At 70.7% G+C, this 18,658-nt stretch carries 18 protein-coding genes; 10 read left to right on the forward strand and 8 right to left on the reverse strand.

What is annotated here, in order from left to right:
* A partial coding sequence (locus ACZ562_RS27845; RefSeq protein ID WP_471184425.1) for a biotin carboxylase N-terminal domain-containing protein occupies positions 1 to 311 on the reverse strand: 311 nt, incomplete at its 3' end.
* A 429-nt stretch (positions 312 to 740) separates the two neighbouring features.
* Between ACZ562_RS27845 and ACZ562_RS27850 the strand changes: the two genes are divergently transcribed.
* Positions 741 to 1,220, forward strand: a complete 480-nt coding sequence (locus ACZ562_RS27850; protein ID WP_471184428.1) for a hypothetical protein — start codon at positions 741 to 743, stop codon at positions 1,218 to 1,220.
* Here ACZ562_RS27850 and ACZ562_RS27855 read toward each other — a convergent pair.
* From ACZ562_RS27855 to ACZ562_RS27870, 4 genes are all read right to left on the reverse strand, one after another.
* Complete coding sequence (locus ACZ562_RS27855) at positions 1,189 to 1,809, reverse strand: Maf family protein (protein WP_471184431.1); 621 nt, start codon at positions 1,807 to 1,809, stop codon at positions 1,189 to 1,191. The genes ACZ562_RS27850 and ACZ562_RS27855 overlap by 32 nt on opposite strands.
* Before the next feature lie 22 nt (positions 1,810 to 1,831).
* Positions 1,832 to 1,960, reverse strand: a complete 129-nt coding sequence (gene mmpB, locus ACZ562_RS27860) for a morphogenic membrane protein MmpB (protein ID WP_471184433.1) — start codon at positions 1,958 to 1,960, stop codon at positions 1,832 to 1,834.
* Positions 1,961 to 2,171: 211 nt separating this feature from the next.
* The gene (locus ACZ562_RS27865; RefSeq protein ID WP_471184436.1) at positions 2,172 to 2,381 is read right to left on the reverse strand and encodes an acyl-CoA carboxylase epsilon subunit; all 210 of its coding nucleotides are present in this window, start codon (positions 2,379 to 2,381) and stop codon (positions 2,172 to 2,174) included.
* A gap of 17 nt (positions 2,382 to 2,398) precedes the next feature.
* Complete coding sequence (locus tag ACZ562_RS27870; protein WP_471184439.1) at positions 2,399 to 4,003, reverse strand: acyl-CoA carboxylase subunit beta; 1,605 nt, start codon at positions 4,001 to 4,003, stop codon at positions 2,399 to 2,401.
* Between the two features lie 110 nt (positions 4,004 to 4,113).
* Here ACZ562_RS27870 and ACZ562_RS27875 point away from each other — a divergent pair, with 110 nt between their 5' ends.
* Entirely contained in the window at positions 4,114 to 4,989 is an 876-nt protein-coding gene (locus ACZ562_RS27875; RefSeq protein WP_471184441.1) for a biotin--[acetyl-CoA-carboxylase] ligase, read from the forward strand.
* Between the two features lie 217 nt (positions 4,990 to 5,206).
* Positions 5,207 to 6,367 carry an adenylate/guanylate cyclase domain-containing protein gene (locus ACZ562_RS27880; RefSeq protein ID WP_471184444.1) on the forward strand — a complete coding sequence of 387 codons (1,161 nt, stop codon included), beginning with the start codon at positions 5,207 to 5,209 and terminating at the stop codon, positions 6,365 to 6,367.
* A gap of 7 nt (positions 6,368 to 6,374) precedes the next feature.
* Here the strand turns inward: ACZ562_RS27880 and ACZ562_RS27885 are convergent, their stop codons facing one another.
* Positions 6,375 to 7,019: a hypothetical protein gene (locus tag ACZ562_RS27885; RefSeq protein WP_471184447.1), complete on the reverse strand. Its 645-nt coding sequence runs from the start codon at positions 7,017 to 7,019 to the stop codon at positions 6,375 to 6,377.
* A gap of 203 nt (positions 7,020 to 7,222) precedes the next feature.
* Between ACZ562_RS27885 and ACZ562_RS27890 the strand changes: the two genes are divergently transcribed.
* The 3 genes from ACZ562_RS27890 to hutH all read left to right on the forward strand — a co-directional run bounded on the left by ACZ562_RS27890 (position 7,223) and on the right by hutH (position 10,999).
* Positions 7,223 to 8,023 carry an enoyl-CoA hydratase/isomerase family protein gene (locus ACZ562_RS27890; protein WP_471184449.1) on the forward strand — a complete coding sequence of 267 codons (801 nt, stop codon included), beginning with the start codon at positions 7,223 to 7,225 and terminating at the stop codon, positions 8,021 to 8,023.
* A gap of 195 nt (positions 8,024 to 8,218) precedes the next feature.
* Positions 8,219 to 9,367: a GGDEF domain-containing protein gene (locus tag ACZ562_RS27895; RefSeq protein WP_471184452.1), complete on the forward strand. Its 1,149-nt coding sequence runs from the start codon at positions 8,219 to 8,221 to the stop codon at positions 9,365 to 9,367.
* A gap of 93 nt (positions 9,368 to 9,460) precedes the next feature.
* A complete protein-coding gene (gene hutH / locus ACZ562_RS27900; RefSeq protein ID WP_471184808.1) occupies positions 9,461 to 10,999 on the forward strand; it encodes a histidine ammonia-lyase in 1,539 nt (512 codons plus the stop codon).
* Positions 11,000 to 11,047: 48 nt separating this feature from the next.
* Here the strand turns inward: hutH and ACZ562_RS27905 are convergent, their stop codons facing one another.
* Both ACZ562_RS27905 and ACZ562_RS27910 read right to left on the reverse strand, forming a co-directional pair.
* The gene (locus tag ACZ562_RS27905; RefSeq protein WP_471184455.1) at positions 11,048 to 11,845 is read right to left on the reverse strand and encodes a hypothetical protein; all 798 of its coding nucleotides are present in this window, start codon (positions 11,843 to 11,845) and stop codon (positions 11,048 to 11,050) included.
* Between the two features lie 41 nt (positions 11,846 to 11,886).
* Positions 11,887 to 12,201, reverse strand: a complete 315-nt coding sequence (locus ACZ562_RS27910) for a hypothetical protein (RefSeq protein WP_471184457.1) — start codon at positions 12,199 to 12,201, stop codon at positions 11,887 to 11,889.
* 109 nt (positions 12,202 to 12,310) lie between these two features.
* Here ACZ562_RS27910 and ACZ562_RS27915 point away from each other — a divergent pair, with 109 nt between their 5' ends.
* From ACZ562_RS27915 to ACZ562_RS27930, 4 genes are all read left to right on the forward strand, one after another.
* Positions 12,311 to 12,670 carry a hypothetical protein gene (locus ACZ562_RS27915; RefSeq protein ID WP_471184460.1) on the forward strand — a complete coding sequence of 120 codons (360 nt, stop codon included), beginning with the start codon at positions 12,311 to 12,313 and terminating at the stop codon, positions 12,668 to 12,670.
* A gap of 221 nt (positions 12,671 to 12,891) precedes the next feature.
* Positions 12,892 to 14,139: a L,D-transpeptidase gene (locus tag ACZ562_RS27920; protein ID WP_471184462.1), complete on the forward strand. Its 1,248-nt coding sequence runs from the start codon at positions 12,892 to 12,894 to the stop codon at positions 14,137 to 14,139.
* Between the two features lie 284 nt (positions 14,140 to 14,423).
* Positions 14,424 to 17,735 carry a S8 family peptidase gene (locus ACZ562_RS27925; protein ID WP_471184464.1) on the forward strand — a complete coding sequence of 1,104 codons (3,312 nt, stop codon included), beginning with the start codon at positions 14,424 to 14,426 and terminating at the stop codon, positions 17,733 to 17,735.
* A 137-nt stretch (positions 17,736 to 17,872) separates the two neighbouring features.
* Complete coding sequence (locus ACZ562_RS27930; RefSeq protein ID WP_471184466.1) at positions 17,873 to 18,643, forward strand: globin domain-containing protein; 771 nt, start codon at positions 17,873 to 17,875, stop codon at positions 18,641 to 18,643.
* The last annotated feature ends 15 nt before the right edge of the window (positions 18,644 to 18,658 follow it).

Consider the following 18,658-nt stretch of genomic DNA (forward strand, 5'->3'; position numbering starts at 1 on the left):
GGCCCGATCCAGATCAGTCCGGCATCCAGCACGGCCTGGGCGAAGTCGGCGTTCTCCGACAAGAACCCGTAGCCGGGATGGATCGCGTCCGCGCCCGACTCCCGGGCCGCGCCCAGGACCTTTGCGATGTCCAGGTAGCTGGTGGCCGGGGTGTCACCGCCCAGCGCGAACGCCTCATCCGCCACCCGGACATGCAGAGCGTCCCGGTCCGGGTCGGCGTAGACGGCCACGCTCGCGATCCCGGCGTCCCGGCACGCCCGGGCCACGCGGACAGCGATTTCGCCACGGTTGGCGATGAGCACCTTGCGCACGATGAGGCTCCCTCCTTGAAACAAGCCGAGTTTAGGGACTGCCGACACGTCACTTCGACCCGTCCCCTGTGGTGAGCTTGCCCACACGGAGCGTGATACGAGGCTCGCTCGACCCGGGAAATCCCTTGTCGCACCTCGGCACGCAGGACTCCTCCGGAAAACCCTAGCCCTCCAATGTGGTCAAGGTCTCTGTGAGGGCGTGCTGCGGCCCACTCTGTTTCTTTGTGGAGTCCCTACGAATGGCCCAATGATTCTTTGCCTTCCGCAGAACCCTTGTCCCGCGGTTTACCCGTTAGTAGCGTTCGCGATGCCGAAGAAGGCCCAACGGCCCGAGGGGCCTCCCTGAGGGGTGGTGGTCGGGCGGCGGGTGGGCGTACTTGGGGTAACCGCAGCCTTGCTCGGACGGCAGTCGAAAGTGGGTGGGGACCGGTGATACAGAGGCCGGTGGCGTGGGTCGTGGCGGTCGTGCTTTTCGTAGAGGCGCTGGGCATCGCGGCGCTCAACTGGTTCCTGGGGATCGTCGTCGACCGGCAGGACATGTCCCTGGCCGGCCTCGACCCCGACATGATGTCGATGTCGTCGAAGATCGGCGGCGTCGTCTTCGGCCTCTACTTCGCGCTGTGCGGCCTGGTCGCGCTGCTCGTCGCCCTCCGCAACCGCCCGCCGGCCGGCTTCGGCCGCATCCTGCTGATCAGCGCCGCTGTCGTGCACGGCCTGCTGGGCGCGTTCGCGTGGGGGCTGATGGGCGTGACCGAGTTCGTGTTCATGCTCGTGGTGCTCGGCCTCATCGTGCTGCTGCTGATGACGTACGACTACGAGGTGGCGCCCGCCGCCGAGGAGCCCGAGAACGGCAGGGGGGACGACGGGGGCGCCCCGGTCACGCCCCCGCCGGCGCCCACAACTCCGTGATCCCGACGCCCAGATCGGCCAGCAGCCGGCGGACGAGGGGCAGGCTGATGCCGATCACGTTGCCGTGGTCGCCGTCGATGCCCTCGATGAACGGAGCCGAGCGGCCGTCGAGGGTGAACGCCCCGGCGACGTGGAGGGGTTCTCCCGAGGCGACGTAAGCGGCGATCTCCTCGTCGGTCGGGTCGCCGAAGCGGACGACCGTCGAGGCGGTGCCGGACGCGTAACGCCCGGTGAGGGTGTCATAGACGCAGTGGCCGGTCTGGAGGGTGCCGGCGCGACCGCGCATCGCCTTCCAGCGGGCGGTGGCCTCCTCGGCGTCCGAGGGCTTGCCGAGGGCGGCGCCGTCCAGGTCGAGCACCGAGTCGCAGCCGATCACCAGCGCGCCCTTGACCTCCGGCTGCGCCGCCACGACGGACGCCTTCGCCTCGGCGAGGGCGAGTGCCAGCTCGGCGGGCGTGGGCGCGCTGACGGCGTCCTCGTCGACACCGCTCACGATCACCTCGGGGTCCAGTCCGGCCTGACGCAGCAGGCCCAGCCGGGCGGGGGACTGGGAGGCGAGGACGAGTCGGCGGCGCGGCTGATCAGTCATGCGGTCAGCGTATCGGCGCGGGTCACCTCGTGCCGAGCACGATCATCGCGAGCACCATGGCCAGCGCCATGAGAACCCCCAGCCGCCGCAACATGTTCTGCATGTCGCGCAGTTCCTCGGGCGGCTCGTTGTCGGGATCGGACCACAGCATGAGTCCAGCGTGCGGGTGGCTGCCGCCGGGGCGCCTGAGTACGGGTACTCAAGTTTGTGGCCCGCAGCCGGTTTCGCCGTCGGCTGCGGGCCGGTGGGGGCTGGTCGCGCGGTTCCCCGCGCCCCCGAGGCCGGACAGCTCTAGTGCCGCGTCAGCCAAGGTTCGCCCCGTCGCGCCGCTCCTTGACGGGCAAACCCTGGCTGACCCGGCACTAGCCCGGCCAGTACGTGCGGGCCCATGTCGCGGGCCCCGGCTGGGGCAGGCGGTGGGCTGCGATACGGGACGGGTCCGACCAGGAGTCCCTCGGCATGGGTGCGCCGGGCGGTACGGAGGCTGCCGCCGCGGCGCGGGCCCTGACCACCGCCAGGGCGGCGGCCAGCTCCTCCGGGGTCGGGTTGCCCCTCAGGACCTTGATGTTCATGACGGCTCCCTGCCGGACTAGAGGGGGATGTTGCCGTGCTTCTTCGGCGGCAGCGACTCCCGCTTGGTGCGCAGCTGACGCAGACCGCGTACGACGTGACCACGGGTGTCGGACGGCATGATCACCGAGTCGACGTAGCCGCGCTCGGCCGCGATGTAGGGGTTGAGGAGCGTGTCCTCGTACTCCTGGATCAGCCGGGCGCGGACCGCCTCCAGATCCTCCCCGTTCGCCTCCGCCTCCGCGATCGTGCGGCGGTGCAGGATGTTGACCGCGCCCTGCGCGCCCATGACGGCGATCTGGGCGGTCGGCCAGGCCAGGTTGAGGTCGGCGCCCAGGTGCTTGGAGCCCATGACGTCGTACGCCCCGCCGAAGGCCTTCCTTGTGATCACCGTGATCAGCGGGACCGTCGCCTCGGCGTAGGCGTAGATCAGCTTGGCGCCGCGGCGGATGATGCCCGTGTGCTCCTGGTCGACGCCCGGGAGGAAGCCGGGCACGTCGACGAAGGTGACGACGGGCACGTTGAAGGCGTCGCAGGTCCGCACGAACCGTGCGGCCTTCTCGCTCGCGTCGATGTCGAGGCAGCCGGCGAACTGCATCGGCTGGTTGGCGACGATGCCGACGGGATGGCCCTCGACCCGCCCGAAGCCGGTGAGGATGTTCGGCGCGAACAGCGGCTGCGTCTCGAAGAACTCGGCGTCGTCCAGGATGTGTTCGATCACCGTGTGCATGTCATACGGCTGGTTGGCGCTGTCCGGGACGATCGTGTCCAGCTCCAGGTCCTCGTCGGTGACCGAGAGGTCCGCCTCCTCCGCGAAGACCGGGGCCTCGCTGAGGTTGTTGGACGGCAGGTACGACAGCAGCTGCTTGACGTACTCGATGGCGTCCTTCTCGTCCCCGGCCATGTGGTGCGCCACGCCCGAGGCCGAGTTGTGGGTGCGGGCGCCGCCCAGCTCCTCGAAGCCGACGTCCTCGCCGGTGACCGTCTTGATGACGTCCGGGCCGGTGATGAACATGTGCGAGGTCTGGTCGACCATGACCGTGAAGTCGGTGATGGCGGGGGAGTAGACCGCGCCGCCCGCGCAGGGCCCGACCACCAGGCTGATCTGCGGGATCACGCCGGACGCGTGGGTGTTGCGGCGGAAGATCTCGCCGTAGGCGCCGAGGGAGGCCACGCCCTCCTGGATGCGGGCGCCGCCGGAGTCGTTGATGCCGATGACCGGGCAGCCGGTCTTCAGCGCGAAGTCCATCACCTTGACGATCTTCTGGCCGTAGACCTCGCCGAGAGCCCCGCCGAAGACGGTGAAGTCCTGCGAGAAAACGGCGACGGGGCGGCCGTCGACGGTCCCGTACCCGGTGACGACGCCGTCGCCGTAAGGGCGGTTCTTCTCCAGCCCGAAGTTGGTGGACCGGTGCCGGGCGAACTCGTCGAGCTCGACGAAGGACCCCTCGTCGAGCAGCAGCTCGATCCGCTCACGGGCCGTCAACTTGCCCTTGGCGTGCTGCTTTTCGACGGCACGTTCCGAGCCGGCGTGCGTCGCTTCCTGGATACGGCGCTGGAGATCCGCGAGCTTGCCCGCGGTGGTGTGGATGTCGATCTCTTGACGCTTTTCCGGCTCGGACATCGGGATGCGGCTCCCTGCCTGCTCAAAAGGGGGGACGGTTACTCATCCGTAGCGTAGTGGTGTGCCTATCAATCGGCAGTGCGGCGTTTGCCACACCTAGGGTGGCTTGCATGACGCCGCAAGATGCAGCAGACGAGAACGACGACCGCTGGTCCGATCTGGACCGCCCGCCCCTCAACGCCGCCTCCCTGCGCCGGGCGCTGGTGCGGGACGGCGGGCACGGGGGGCTGTACCGCGACGTGCAGGTGGTGCGGCGCACCGGCTCCACCAACTCCGACCTGGCGGCGCTCGCCGCCTCGGGCGACGCGGAGGAGGGCGCGGTCCTCGTCGCCGAGGAGCAGACGGCCGGGCGGGGCCGCCTGGAGCGGCAGTGGACGGCACCGGCCCGCTCGGGCCTGTTCTTCTCCGTCCTGCTGAAGCCGGGCGAGGTCCCGGTGGCCCGCTGGGGCTGGCTGCCGCTGCTCACCGGAGTGGCGGTGGCGACGGGGCTGTCCCGGGCGGCGGGGGTGGACACGGCACTCAAGTGGCCCAACGACCTGCTGGTGACCGTCGGCGGCGAGGAACGCAAGGCCGGCGGGATCCTCGCGGAGCGGGCCGGGAACGACGGGGTGGTCGTCGGCGTCGGCATCAACGTCACGCTTCGCGCGGACGAGCTCCCGGTACCGCAGGCGGGGTCGCTCGCGCTGGCCGGGGCGGTGAACACGGACCGGGATCCCCTGCTGCGGGCGGTGCTGCGGTCGCTGGAGGAGTGGTACGGGCGGTGGCGGTCGGCCGGGGGCGACCCGGTGGAGAGCGGGCTGCAGGAGACGTATGCGGCAGGCTGCGCGACGCTCGGCCGGGTGGTGCGGGCCGAGCTGCCCGGTGACTCTTCGGTCACGGGGGAGGCGGTGGCGATCGACGGGGACGGGAGGCTGGTGATCGCCACGGAGGAAGGGGTGCAGGAGCCGGTGGGGGCGGGGGACATCGTTCACCTGAGGCCGGCGTGAGGACGATCGGCCCGTCCGGCGTTCGAGGACGGGGCCGTGCGGGCCGGTGCGGGAGTCCGGGGGCGGCAGCCCCCGTGGCGCCCGCACCGATGTCGGCCACCTCACCAGCGACGGCAGGGCACCGTCGGCCGCACCTGACGGAGTGAGGTGGCGCACACCTGCCGTAGAGTTGAGGCCGGTCGATACCTGACCGTGACAGATCGGAAGGGCAGCACGCGTGACCGTCGACGACACGGGCTCCGGCGCGGACGGGGACGGCCGGGTGGACCCTCCCCCGCTCTCGAGTGCGCTCGAGCCGGGGGAACCCTACGCCGCCGACCCCGGCGACGACCCGCTCGCCCTGCGTCTCGAACAGCTGATCATCGGCGCCGAGCGGCGCTACACCCCCTTCCAGGCGGCCCGCAGCGCGGGCGTCTCCATGGAGCTGGCCTCCCGCTTCTGGCGGGCCATGGGCTTCGCCGACATCGGCCAGGCCAAGGCGCTCACGGAGGCGGACGTGCTCGCGCTGCGCCGCCTGGCCGGCCTCGTCGAGGCGGGGCTGCTCAGTGAGGCGATGGCCGTGCAGGTCGCGCGGTCGACGGGGCAGACCACCGCCCGGCTGGCCGAGTGGCAGATCGATTCCTTTCTGGAGGGGCTGACCGAGCCGCCCGAGCCCGGTATGACCCGCACCGAGGTGACGTATCCGATCATCGAGCTGCTCCTGCCCGAGCTGGAGGAGTTCCTCGTCTACGTCTGGCGGCGTCAGCTCGCCGCCTCGGCCGGCCGGGTCATCCAGGCCGCCGACGACGAGGAGATGGTCGACCGGCGCCTCGCCGTCGGCTTCGCGGACCTGGTCGGGTTCACGCGGCTGACCCGCCGTATGGAGGAGGAGGAGCTCGGCGAGCTCGTCGAGGCCTTCGAGACGACCGCCGCGGACCTCGTGGCGGCGCACGGAGGACGGCTGATCAAGACGCTCGGCGACGAGGTGCTGTACGCCGCGGACGACGCGGGTGTGGCCGCCGAGATCGCCCTGCGCCTCATCGAGACGATGGCGCACGACGAGACGATGCCGGAGCTGCGCGTCGGCATGGCGTTCGGCACGGTCACCACCCGGATGGGCGATGTCTTCGGTACGACGGTGAATCTGGCCTCGCGGCTGACGTCGATAGCTCCGAGGGACGCCGTCCTCGTCGACAGCGCCTTCGCGGAGGAGCTGATCCGCACGGCGGAGGCGCCGGCCTCGGAGGCGGAGGCGGCGGAGGCCGCGGCCGCCGCGGAGAAGGAGGGCGAGGAGCCGCCTACGTACCGTTTCGCGCTCCAGCCGATGTGGCAGCGGCCGGTGCGTGGACTCGGCGTGGTAGAGCCCTGGCTGCTCGCACGGCGGGACGGGGAGTCGTAACCGACGCTCAGCGATGGCGGTGGCCGAGCTCGTCGACGCACAGGCCGATCACCGGCAGGCACAGGCGGGGTCGGTCCGGCTCGGGGGCCGGGGAGGCGGTGCTCTCGCTCGGCGCGGGCGTCGGTGTCCTGGACGGCTGCGGGGCCGGGGCCGCCGTCGACGGCGGGTGAGGTGCCGGGGTGTTCGGCGTGTCCGGGATGGTTGTGGCGTCGGGTATCCGTGGGGACGCGGGCGCCGGCCGCGTGGCCGCGGACGCCTCGGCGGGCAGGGAAGCGGTCGGCGTGGGCCACGCGCTCAGCCCGCCCATCGCGGACGTCGCCGAGGGGCTCGCTTTCGGCGCGGCCCCTTCCCCGGCGGGCGCGTCGGCCGGCCGGTCCGCACCGGTGTCGGTGCCCGGCCCCGGGCGGGGTCCGGCCTCCGCCGTGCCTATGCCGCCGCCCCCCGACTCGGGCGCCAGCCGTACGAGGCTCAGCACGCCGGCGGCCAGCGCCAGGCCCCCGGCGGCCAGCAGCACCTTGTGGGGGCGGGGCCTGCGGTGCCGGCCCCGGGGGCCGAAGACACGGGGGCCGGGACCGGTGGTGTCCACCTGGGGTCCGGGCTGCGCGGCGGCACCCTCGGTGCGCGTCTGCGGCCTCGTCGACGTGTCCGTCATCACGATCCCTCCCCGATGCGCCGGCCCCCGGTGCGCAGTGGTGGAGCGCACGCTATGCGCTCTCCGGAGCGGTCGGGCCGGAGTCGGGTGAGATGTCACTCGAACGGGGTGTCGGACGAGGCGGGGTGCGCCCTTTCCCCGGAAGGGTTCGGCTGCGATGATCGGGGCCGAGGTCCGTTAACCAGCGTTAACCGGAGGGTGTCATGAGCGAGGAACGGTTCGGGGAGTTCGTGCTGGTGCGGCGGCCCGGGCCCGGCCATGTGGCGGAGCTGGCCCTCGACCGGCCGGCGGCCATGAACGCGGTCTCGACCGACATGGCCCGGTCCCTGGCCTCGGCCTGTACCGCGCTGGGCGCGGACCGCGACGTACGAGTGGTCGTGGTGACCTCGACGCACGAGCGGGCCTTCTGCGTCGGTGCCGACCTCAAGGAGCGCAACTCCTTCAGCGACGCCGACCTGATGCGGCAGCGGCCGGTTTCCCGGGGCGCGTACACCGGGGTGCTGGAGCTGCCGGTGCCGACGATCGCCGCCGTCCACGGGTTCGCGCTCGGGGGCGGGTTCGAGCTGGCGCTGGCCTGCGACGTGATCGTGGCCGACCGGACGGCCGTGGTCGGCCTGCCGGAAGTGTCCGTGGGGGTGATTCCGGGCGGTGGGGGCACCCAGCTGCTGCCGCGGCGGGTGGGGGCCGCGCGGGCCGCGGAGCTGATCTTCACGGCACGACGGGTGGCGGCGGCGGAAGCGCGGGAGCTGGGGCTGGTGGACCAACTGGTGGAGGAGGGGCGGGACCGCGAGGAGGCGCTGGCGCTGGCCTCCCGGATGGCGGCGAACTCGCCCGTCGGCCTGCGGGCGGCGAAGAGGGCGTTGCGGCTGGGACACGGGCTGGATCTGCGGGCCGGCCTGGAGGTCGAGGACGCGGCGTGGCGGTCGGTGGCGTTCTCCGGGGACCGGGCGGAGGGGGTGGCGGCGTTCAACGAGAAGCGGAAGCCGGAGTGGCCGGGGGAGTAGACGCCGGGGCAAGGTCGGTTCAGCCTGTCCGGCGTTTGATGACGCGGCCCTACCGGCCGGCAGGCAGGGCCGGGGGCCGGGGAGCCGGGGCCGCCCGCCACGGCGCACCCGCGCGCACAACCTGCCGCACCGCCGGAGGTACTCGTTCGGCACGTCAATGTCCCTCTTCGCCCCAATCCTCCCTAGCCTGGAGTGATGGGTGAGGACAAGCGGCTCGCGGCTGTCGTCGCGTTGGCGCAGGGCATGGCGGCGGCCCACGGCTCACGCGAGGCGTGGCGGGCCGCCGCGGCAGGGGCGTGCCGTGCGCTCGGCGGGAGCTTCGCCGCACTGTCGGTGTGGGAACGGGAGCTCGGCCGGCTGCGGGTCCTCGTGAACGTCGGTGACCGTTCCGCGGGCGAGGAGGAGTTCCCCGACGACGAGGCCTACCCCGTGCACCAGTTCCCGGAGATCACCGAGTTTCTGCACGAGTGCTGGGCCCGGGGCGGCGAACCCAACGCCTGGGTCGAGACCGCCGACGGTCCGGCGGCGGGGCGCCGTCCCGGTTACGTCCATCAGCGGGTCGCCGCTCTGCGCCGCCGGGGGCGCGGCTCCTGTGTCGTGGCACCGATCGTGCTGAACGGTCGCGCCTGGGGCGAGCTCTATGTCGCCCGGCCGGCCGGCGCTGCCGTCTTCGAGCGGGCCGACGCCGACTTCGCCACCGTCCTGGCCGCCGTCGTCGCGGCCGGGATCGCCCAGGCCGAGCGGCTGGAGGAGGTCCGGCGGCTGGCGTACACCGACGCGCTCACCGGCCTGGCCAACCGCCGCGCCGTGGACGGACGGCTGGACGAGGCCGTCGAGCGGCACCGGCGGGACGGTGTCGTCGTCAGCCTCGTCGTGTGCGATCTCAACGGGCTCAAGCGGGTCAACGACACCCGCGGGCATGCCGTCGGCGACCGGCTCCTGGAGCGGTTCGGCTCCGTGCTGTCGCTGTGCGGGGCCATGCTGCCCGGCGCGCTCGCGGCCCGCCTCGGCGGTGACGAGTTCTGTCTGCTCGCGGTCGGCCCGTCCGCCGACGCGGTCGTCAAGGCGGCCGGCGAACTCTGCCGTCGCGCGGCCGAGCTGGAGCTGGGGGAAGGGGTCGCCTGCGGGGTCGCGTCCACCGACGACCCCATCGGGCCGGTGCACTCGGCCCGCCGCCTGTTCCGGCTGGCCGACGCGGCCCAGTACCAGGCCAAGGCGCGACGGGCGACCAGGCCGGTCGTCGCCGGGCGCGAGGGCCCCGACGATCCGGTCGTACGGCTGGCCGACGAGCCCTCCGGCGAGACGGCGACCCCCGAGCGCCGCAGGTTCAGGGGGCGGCCCTGAGGCAGCACTGGGGTGTGACGCAGTTGTAAGGGGCGAAGGCGTCCCCCACTGGTGACATCTTCGAATTCACTGCGTACGCTCCTGAATATGGATATGCACACTGTGGTGGTGGGGACGTCCGGGGTGACCGCGTCCGACGTTCTCGCCGTGGCGCGCGGCGGCGCCCGGGTCGAGCTCTCCGAGGAGGCGGTCGCGGCCCTCACCGCGGCCCGCCGGATCGTGGACCAGCTCGCGGCCAAGCCCGACCCCGTCTACGGCGTGAGCACCGGCTTCGGAGCCCTGGCGACCCGGCACATCAGCCAGGAGCTGCGCGCCCAGCTGCAGCGCAACATCGTCCGCTCGCACGCCGCCGGGATGGGCCCCCGGGTCGAGCGGGAGGTCGTACGGGCCCTGATGTTCCTGCGGCTCAAGACCGTCTGTTCCGGGCACACCGGCGTCCGGCCCGAGGTCGCGCAGACCATGGCCGACCTCCTCAACGCCCGTGTCACCCCGGTCGTCCACGAGTACGGCTCGCTCGGCTGCTCCGGCGACCTGGCCCCGCTGTCCCACTGCGCCCTCACCCTCATGGGCGAAGGCGACGCCGAGGGCCCGGACGGGGAGGTCCGACCCGCCGGCGAGCTCCTCGCCGAGCACGGGATCGCCCCCGTCGAGCTGCGGGAGAAGGAGGGGCTCGCCCTCCTCAACGGCACCGACGGCATGCTCGGCATGCTGGTGATGGCCCTCGCCGACCTGGACACGCTCTACAAGTCGGCCGACGTCACCGCGGCCCTGTCGCTGGAGGCCCTCCTCGGCACCGACAAGGTGCTCGCCCCCGAACTGCACGCCATCCGCCCGCACCCGGGGCAGGGCGCCAGCGCCGCCAACATGCTGGCCGTGCTGAAGGGTTCGGAGCTCACGGGCCACCACCAGGACGACGCGCCCCGCGTCCAGGACGCCTACTCGGTGCGCTGTGCCCCGCAGGTCGCGGGTGCCGGACGGGACACCCTCGCGCACGCCCGCCTCGTCGCCGAGCGCGAGCTGGCGTCGGCCGTGGACAACCCCGTGGTGCTGCCCGACGGGCGGGTCGAGTCCAACGGCAACTTCCACGGCGCCCCGGTGGGCTACGTCCTCGACTTTCTCGCCATCGCCGCGGCCGACCTCGCGTCCATCGCCGAGCGCCGCACCGACCGGCTGCTCGACAAGAACCGCAGCCACGGCCTCCCGCCGTTCCTCGCGGACGACGCCGGAGTCGACTCGGGGCTCATGATCGCCCAGTACACGCAGGCCGCGCTGGTGAGCGAGATGAAGCGGCTCGCCGTACCGGCGTCCGCGGACTCGATCCCGTCCTCGGCGATGCAGGAGGACCACGTCTCCATGGGCTGGTCGGCGGCCCGCAAGCTGCGCACCGCCGTCGGCAACCTCACGCGCGTGCTCGCCATCGAGCTGTACGCCGCCACGCGCGGCGTCGAGCTGCGCGAGGGGCTGACCCCGGCGCCGGCGTCGCAGGCCGTCATCGAGGCCGTACGGGAGGCGGGGGTGCAGGGCCCCGGACCGGACCGGTTCCTCGCGCCCGACCTCGCCGCGGCGGACACCTTCGTGCGCGACGGGCGGCTGGTCGCGGCGGCGGAGACGGTCACCGGCCCGCTCCAGTAGAGCGGTTCGGTGGTTCGGGGGCCTGCCGGGGGGCAGGCCCCCGAAGGCTCACCTCAGCTTCGCCGCCTGGGCGTCGATCACGGCGGCCGGGACGTCGTAGGCCTTGCCGGACACCATCGCGCCGAGGTTCATCGTGTAGTACGTAGCGATGGTGTTCCCGTGGCGCACGACCTCGGCGTGCACCGGAGCGGTGTCGCCGTCCTCCATGTCGCCGGTCGCGGCGAAGGCCACCGACTCCTCACCCGTGCCCGAGGCCTTCTCCTCGGCGACCTCGGTGAACTTCTGGTCCTCACCGCCCGAGGTGCCCGTGAAGCCGCCCGCGCACCCGGCGACCGCGTCGGAGACGGACTTGATCGCCTTCTCGGCGCCGTCGCCCTCGTACGAGGACAGGGCGACCACGGTGACGTCCAGGCTCAGCGAGTCGGTGAGCGCATCCTCGACATCCTCGCCGGAGGACAGGTCTTCCAGCGACTTCGAGGCGGCGTCGGAGGGCTTCGGCTCCTCGGTGGCCGTCCGGTTGGTCTCCGTCGCCGCGTCGCCCGGGGCGAGGCCGCTCATGACGTAGAGGAGCGGCGCGCACTTCTCGTCGTCGGCCTTGATGGCGCTCTTGGACGACGGGGCCGATTCGGCGACCGCCGCGACCTTGTACCCGTCCACATCGCCCCCGGCGATGATCAGCTCTTTCAACTCGGCGGCGCTCAGCGCCTTCGCGGCCGTGGTCGACTTCCCGGAATCCGAGTCCCTGGAGTCGTCCGACCCCGCGTCGGAGCAGCCCGTGACGAGGGCGAGCGACAGCACGCTCACCGCGGCGGTGGCGCACCGCCGCACGCCCGATGATCTCTTCATGAGCGGACTATGCGGTCCGAGTCAAAGAATCGTCAAGTACGTTAAAAACCAAGGCGCTCGCGGCGTACCGAATAGACCACGAAGCCCGCGCCCAGGGTCAGGAAGAGCGTCCCGCCGACGACGTACGGCGTGGTGTCGAAGCTTCCCGTGTCGGCCAGCCGGGTCTCGGCCGCGGCGTCGACCGTGCCCGTGGACGCGACCCGCGCCTGCGTCGTGACCTGCGGCGACGGGGCCGCCGAGGACTCCGTTCTCGCCGGGCTGTCCTGTGTCGCGTTCGCGGACGGAACGAACCACAGGGCACCCAGCAGGGTCCCCGCGGCGGTGGCGGTCAGCAACGGACGGCGAGCGGATGACACGGAATATCGATCCCCTTGTGACGCTGGTGAATTGGCCGTGTGGGGCGATGTTAGTGAAAGGCGCGGGTCACGGGAAAGTCACGGGCGCTTCGGGCCTTACGCTCCGGGCATGAGCACTCCAGAGACATCACGTTTTGTACGCCTTCGGGTGGAACTCGTCCTTGAGGTCGAGGACCGGGACGCGGTGATCAAGACCGCGTTGCGGCGGATCGTCGCCGACGCTGACATGCCGGCCGACGAACGGGCACACGCCGAGAGCGCTGTGACGGAAGACACTGCGGAAGCCCTCGCCTACCTCGTCGATCCGTTCGACCTGGTCAGCGATGTGCCGGGGATCGAGCTCGCGCAGGCCTCCTGGAGCAGCGAGCAGATCGACTACGACCCCGACTCGCCGGACTGGGATCTCGACGAGGATGATGTCGAGGAGAACGACGACGAAGAAGAGGCCGGCGACAGCCGGGCCGGCTGACGCGGCTTGGGGAAATCGTGACCCCGGGCGGCAACCGCCGTCCGGGGTTTCGTCGTCTCAGGGGGCGCACGGACCGATATCCGCACCACCCGCCCCGGCGGACGTGGTGTGCCCCACACATGCGAGAAATGTGGAACGGGACGAAGCGGTCTCAGCGTTGAAGTCTTGTTAACGGGCACTCTCGGGGTTCTGGGGAATCGGCAGCGATGGAGAAGCGTGTGATGACGAACAGTAAGCGGCGCAAGGGCCTGACGGTCGCGTCCGCACTGCTCGGCGGTGTGCTGGTGCTCTCGGCGTGTTCCGGCGAGGACAGCTCCGGGAAAGACGGCGGCAAGGACACATCGCAGGCCAAGGTCGACGAGGCGGCGGCCGACAAGACCTCCGAGGCCCAGATCAAGATCACGCCCAAGGACGGCTCGGACAACGCCTCCATCAACAACTCGGCCGCCGTCACCGTGAGCAAGGGCACGCTCACCGAAGTGACGATGAAGACCGCCGACGGCACGGCCGTCGAGGGCGAGATATCCGCCGACAAGACGAGCTGGAAGCCCAGCGCCCAGCTGGAGCGCTCCACCACCTACAAGGTGACGGCGACCGCGAAGGACTCGGACGGCCGCGCCGCCCACGAGAACGCCTCGTTCACGACGGTGTCCCCCACCAACAGCTTCATCGGGAACTTTGCGCCCGAGGACGGCTCCACCGTCGGCGTGGGCTACCCCGTGTCGATCAACTTCGACAAGGCGATCACCAACAAGGCGGCTGTCCAGAAGGGCGTCACCGTCTCGTCCAGCAGCGGCCAGGAGGTCGTCTGCCACTGGTTCAACGCCAACCGGATGGACTGCCGGCCCGAGGACTACTGGCAGGAGAACTCCACCGTCACGCTGAAGCTCGCGCTCGACGGAGTCGAGGGTGCCTCCGGTGTCTACGGCGTCCAGCAGAAGACGGTCACCTTCAAGATCGGCCGCAACCAGGTCTCCTACGTCGACGCGCAGACCAAGCAGATGAAGGTCACGCACAACGGCAAGACCATCAAGACCATCCCGATCTCGGCCGGTTCGCCCGAGAACAAGACCTACGAGGGTCAGATGGTGATGTCGGAGAAGTTCAAGGAGACGCGCATGAACGGCGCGACCGTGGGCTTCACCGACGACGACGGCAAGGGCGAGTACGACATCAAGGACGTGCCGCACGCCATCCGCCTGACGAACTCCGGCACCTTCGTGCACGGCAACTACTGGGGCGCCAAGTCCATCTTCGGCAGCGTGAACACCAGCCACGGCTGCGTGGGCCTGTCGGACACCAAGGGCGCGAACGACCCGAACACGTCGGCCGCGTGGTTCTACGACAACTCGATCCTCGGTGACGTCGTGGTCGTGAAGAACACCGGCGACAAGACGGTGGCCCCGGACAACGGCCTCAACGGCTGGAACATGGACTGGGCGCAGTGGAAGGCCGGTTCGGCCGTCTGACACCCCGACGATTCACGGCTTTCCGGTGCCGCCCCCAGGGGCGGCACCGGTGTTTTCGGGCTCTGCCACAGCCTTCTGGCGTAGAGGCGGATCACGGCGAGGGAGAACAAGACGAACTCGTAACAGTAAGCGCTGTCGGGCGCCTGTCTATTGAGCCAAGTGATCACTTCCCGGCATACTGCGTCATTCCGGGGGGTGCACGCGCATGCGTGCGAGACCACCCCCGGCCGGGTGAACGGGGAATTCGCCCGGTACTTCCGCAAGGGGGAGTTTTGCGTAGACAAGTGAAAAAGGCATGCGCGGCCACGATCGCCACGGCAGCCGCCGTGGCTCTGGCGGCGGGCATGACCAGCCCGGCGTCGGCGAAGGCCGCACAGGCGACCGGTACCTCCAAGGCCGAGCTCACGTCGAAGCACCGCCTCACCCTGATCACCGGTGACCGTGTCGTGGTCGACGCCAAGGGCCGGGTCGTGGGCCTGGAGCCCGCCAAGGGGCGCGAGCACATACCGGTCCAGCTCCGCAAGGCCGACGGCCACACGTACCTGATACCGGCCGACGTCGCCCGCCTGGTCGCGAACGGCAAGCTCGACCAGCGCCTGTTCGACGTCACCGAGCTCAACAAGGCGACCACCCGCAAGTCCCAGAAGTCCGGCCTGAAGGTCATCGTCGGCTACCGCGGCACCGCCGCGGCCACCAAGGCCGACGTCCGTGACGCGGGCAAGCTCCGTACGAGCCTCAAGTCCCTGAACGCGGACGCGATCCAGACGAAGCGTGAGGACGCGCCCGAGCTGTGGGACGCGGTCACCAACGGCGACAAGACCGCCTCCGGCATCGCGCACGTCTGGCTCGACGGCGTCCGCAAGGCCAGCCTCGACAAGTCCGTGCCGCAGATCGGCGCCCCCACCGCGTGGGCGGCCGGCTACGACGGCAAGGGCGTCAAGATCGCCGTCCTGGACACCGGCGTCGACGCGACGCACCCGGACCTCAAGGACCAGGTGATCGCGTCCAAGAACTTCTCCACCTCCGCCGACGCGACCGACAAGTACGGCCACGGCACGCACGTCGCCTCCATCGCCGCCGGTACGGGCGCGAAGTCGGACGGCAAGTACAAGGGCGTCGCGCCGGGCGCGAAGCTGCTCAACGGCAAGGTGCTGAGCGACGACGGCTACGGCGACGACTCGCAGATCCTCGCGGGCATGGAGTGGGCGGCCGAGCAGGGCGCCGACGTCGTCAACCTGAGCCTGGGCGGCGGCGACACCCCGGAGATCGACCCGCTGGAAGCCGAGGTCAACAAGCTCTCGGAGACGAAGGGCATCCTGTTCGCCATCGCCGCGGGCAACGAGGGCGACTTCGGCGACCAGACCGTCGGCTCTCCGGGCAGCGCGGCCGCCGCCCTCACCGTCGGCGCGGTCGACGACACGGACAAGCTGGCCTCCTTCTCCAGCCGCGGACCCGGCCTCGACGGGCAGATCAAGCCCGACGTGACCGCGCCCGGCGTGGACATCACCGCGGCGGCGGCCCCTGGCAGCGTCATCGACCAGGAGGTCGGCCAGAAGCCCGAGGGGTACCTCACGATCTCCGGCACGTCGATGGCGACCCCGCACGTGGCGGGCGCGGCGGCGATCCTCAAGCAGGAGCACCCGGACTGGACGTACGCCGAGCTCAAGGGCGCGCTGACCGGCTCCACCAAGGGCGGTGAGTACACGCCGTTCGAGCAGGGTTCGGGCCGCATCCAGGTCGACAAGGCCATCAAGCAGTCCGTGATCGCCGACCCGTCGTCGGTGAGCTTCGGCCTCCAGCAGTGGCCGCACACCGACGACAAGCCGGTCAGCAAGCAGCTGACGTACCGCAACCTCGGTACCAAGGACGTCACGCTGAAGCTGACGTCGACCGCGACCGACCCGAAGGGGCAGGCCGCTCCGGCCGGCTTCTTCAAGCTCGGCGCGACCACGCTGACGGTCCCGGCGGGCGGCAAGGCCTCCGTCGACCTGACCGTCAACACCAAGCTGGGCGGCACGGTCGACGGCGCGTACTCCGCGTACGTGACCGCGACCGGCGGCGGCCAGACCGTCCGCACGGCGGCCGCGGTGCAGCGCGAGGTCGAGTCGTACGACGTCACGCTGAAGGTCCTCGACCGTGACGGCAAGCCGGCCAAGTACTACAACGCCGGCCTGGCCGGCGTCTCCGGCCTCGCCAAGGAGAAGTTCTACTCGCCGTACGACGCCGACGGCACCGTCACCGTCCGCGTTCCCCGCGGCGGCTACATCCTCGACACCGGTGTCTTCGTGGACCCGGAGGACTTCGGCAAGGGTGTCGACTGGCTGGCCCGGCCGAAGCTGAGTGTCACCAAGAACACGACCATCACGCTGGACGCTCGGACCGCGAAGCCGGTCGACATCACCGTGCCCGACGCGGCCGCCAAGTCCGAGTTCGCGTCGCCGGGATACTCGATCGATACGGCCGAGTCCAGCTTCGGCTTCGGGTGGTTCCTAAGGACGTACGCCAACTTCCACACCGCTCACGTGGGTCCGCAGATCACCGACGGTTCGCTGACCCAGCAGTGGGACGGCCACTGGAGTAGTGGTGCCGACAAGGAGTACGACACGACGACCGGCGCCGTGGTTAAGCAGCTCGCCAGCGGTTACACCAAGCACTACAAGGCGAGCGAGCTGGCCAAGGTGAAGGTCCGCATGGGCGCTGCGGCAAGCGGCAAGAAGGGCTCGGTACAGGCCGTGGGCTGGCTGCCGATCAGCAGCGGCGCCTCCTCTATCGGCATCTCGCAGACCCTGCCAGGCACCCGCACCCTCTACTTGTCCACGTCGGGCGGCGTGAAGTGGGAGCTGGAGTTCGAGCAGTACGGTGGCGTCGACCCGGACGACTTCCCGATCACCGAGGCGTACTACACGCTCGGTGGCCCGCAGACCTTCAAGGCGGGCCAGTCCTACGCGAAGAGGGTCAACACGGCCGTCTTCGGACCGCACCTCACCAAGGACTTCGGTCTTTATCGTGACGGCAACCAGGTCTACGGCGTCCTGCCGCTGTTCGCCGACGGCAAGGGCAACCCGGGCTCCTCGGTCTTCACCTCGGTCGACACGACCCTCTACCGCAACGGCACCAAGGTCGGCTCGAACGACGACCCGCTGTTCGGCGAGAAGGAGTTCAAGGTCCCGTCCGGCGACGCCGAGTACAAGCTGACGACGTCGGTCAAGCGCAGCGTCAAGGTCGCGGCGGCCTCCACCCGCATCGACGCGAGCTGGACGTTCCGCTCCAAGAAGACCACCGACTTGACGAAGCTGCCCGCGTCCACGGCTCGCTTCGCGGCGACCACGGGCCTGGACAGCAAGGTCACGGCCGGCGAGACGGTCAAGATCCCGGTGATCGTCGAGGGCGCGGCCAAGGGCTCGAACCTGAAGTCGCTGTCGGTGTACGTGTCCTACGACTACGGCCAGACCTGGAAGAAGGCCGACGTCAAGGACGGCAAGATCACCGTGAAGAACCCGGAGAAGGGCAAGGCCATCTCCTTCCACGCCAAGATCGCCGACAAGAAGGGCAACAAGTCGACGGTCTCGATCTACAACGCGTACTACGGCAAGTAGATCTACGACGGCGTACTACGGGAAGTAGTGGACCCGTGGGCTGCCGGCCCGGTCCGCTGACCGGGTTCGCTGAGCGCTGAGCGAAAGGCCCGCCGGAGGTGCAGCTTCCGGCGGGCCCTTCGTGTTTCTGTGGGCGCATGACCGCAGAGACCGTCGAATACATCCGGTACCGCATCCCCGAGCAGCAGTCGGCGGAGTTCCTGGCCGCCTACACTCGCGCCGCGGCCCACCTGGCGGCCGCGCCGCAGTGCGTCGACTACGAACTGACCCGCTGCGAGGAGGACTTCGAGCACTACATCCTGCGCATCACCTGGACGTCGTCCGAGGCCCACCTGGAGGGCTTCCGCAAGTCGGAGCTGTTCCCCGACTTCCTCGCCGAGATCCGCCCCTACATCGGCAACATCGACGAGATGCGCCACTACAAGCCGACGACGGTCCGGGGCACGGGCTCCGCCGTCCCCACCCTCTACTCCTGGGCCGGCGGAGCCGAGGCGTTCTCCCGCCTGACCTCGGTCTTCTACGACAAGGTCCTCAAGGACGACCTCCTCGCCCCGCTGTTCGAGGGACTGGCCCCCGAACACGCCTCGCATGTCGCGCTCTGGCTCGGCGAGGTCTTCGGCGGCCCGCCCGCCTACTCGGAGACCCTGGGCGGCCACGGCCACATGGTCACCAAGCACTTCGGCAAGAACATCACGGAGCCCCAGCGCCGCCGTTGGGTCAACCTCATCCAGGACGCGGCGGACGATGCGGACCTGCCCGCAGACGCCGAGTTCCGCTCGGCGTTCCTGGCCTACGTGGAGTGGGGCACGCGGCTGGCGGTGTACTTCTCCGGCCCGGACGCCAAGCCCCCGGCGGAGCAGCCGGTGCCGAAGTGGACGTGGGGGGCGGCGCCGCCGTACCAGCCGTGACGTAGGGTCCGCCTC

This window comes from Streptomyces sp. NPDC040410 (genome assembly GCF_055595715.1).

Coding starts and splice junctions, on each gene's coding strand:
- ACZ562_RS27885 (WP_471184447.1), bottom strand. CDS start 7,019: ATGACGGACACGTCGACGAGGCCGCAGACGCGCACCGAGGGTGCCGCC.
- mmpB (WP_471184433.1), bottom strand. CDS start 1,960: ATGCTGTGGTCCGATCCCGACAACGAGCCGCCCGAGGAACTGCGCGAC.
- ACZ562_RS27920 (WP_471184462.1), top strand. CDS start 12,892: ATGACGAACAGTAAGCGGCGCAAGGGCCTGACGGTCGCGTCCGCACTG.
- ACZ562_RS27870 (WP_471184439.1), bottom strand. CDS start 4,003: ATGTCCGAGCCGGAAAAGCGTCAAGAGATCGACATCCACACCACCGCG.
- ACZ562_RS27865 (WP_471184436.1), bottom strand. CDS start 2,381: ATGAACATCAAGGTCCTGAGGGGCAACCCGACCCCGGAGGAGCTGGCC.
- hutH (WP_471184808.1), top strand. CDS start 9,461: ATGCACACTGTGGTGGTGGGGACGTCCGGGGTGACCGCGTCCGACGTT.
- ACZ562_RS27895 (WP_471184452.1), top strand. CDS start 8,219: ATGGGTGAGGACAAGCGGCTCGCGGCTGTCGTCGCGTTGGCGCAGGGC.
- ACZ562_RS27875 (WP_471184441.1), top strand. CDS start 4,114: ATGACGCCGCAAGATGCAGCAGACGAGAACGACGACCGCTGGTCCGAT.
- ACZ562_RS27930 (WP_471184466.1), top strand. CDS start 17,873: ATGACCGCAGAGACCGTCGAATACATCCGGTACCGCATCCCCGAGCAG.
- ACZ562_RS27855 (WP_471184431.1), bottom strand. CDS start 1,809: ATGACTGATCAGCCGCGCCGCCGACTCGTCCTCGCCTCCCAGTCCCCC.
- ACZ562_RS27890 (WP_471184449.1), top strand. CDS start 7,223: ATGAGCGAGGAACGGTTCGGGGAGTTCGTGCTGGTGCGGCGGCCCGGG.
- ACZ562_RS27915 (WP_471184460.1), top strand. CDS start 12,311: ATGAGCACTCCAGAGACATCACGTTTTGTACGCCTTCGGGTGGAACTC.
- ACZ562_RS27905 (WP_471184455.1), bottom strand. CDS start 11,845: ATGAAGAGATCATCGGGCGTGCGGCGGTGCGCCACCGCCGCGGTGAGC.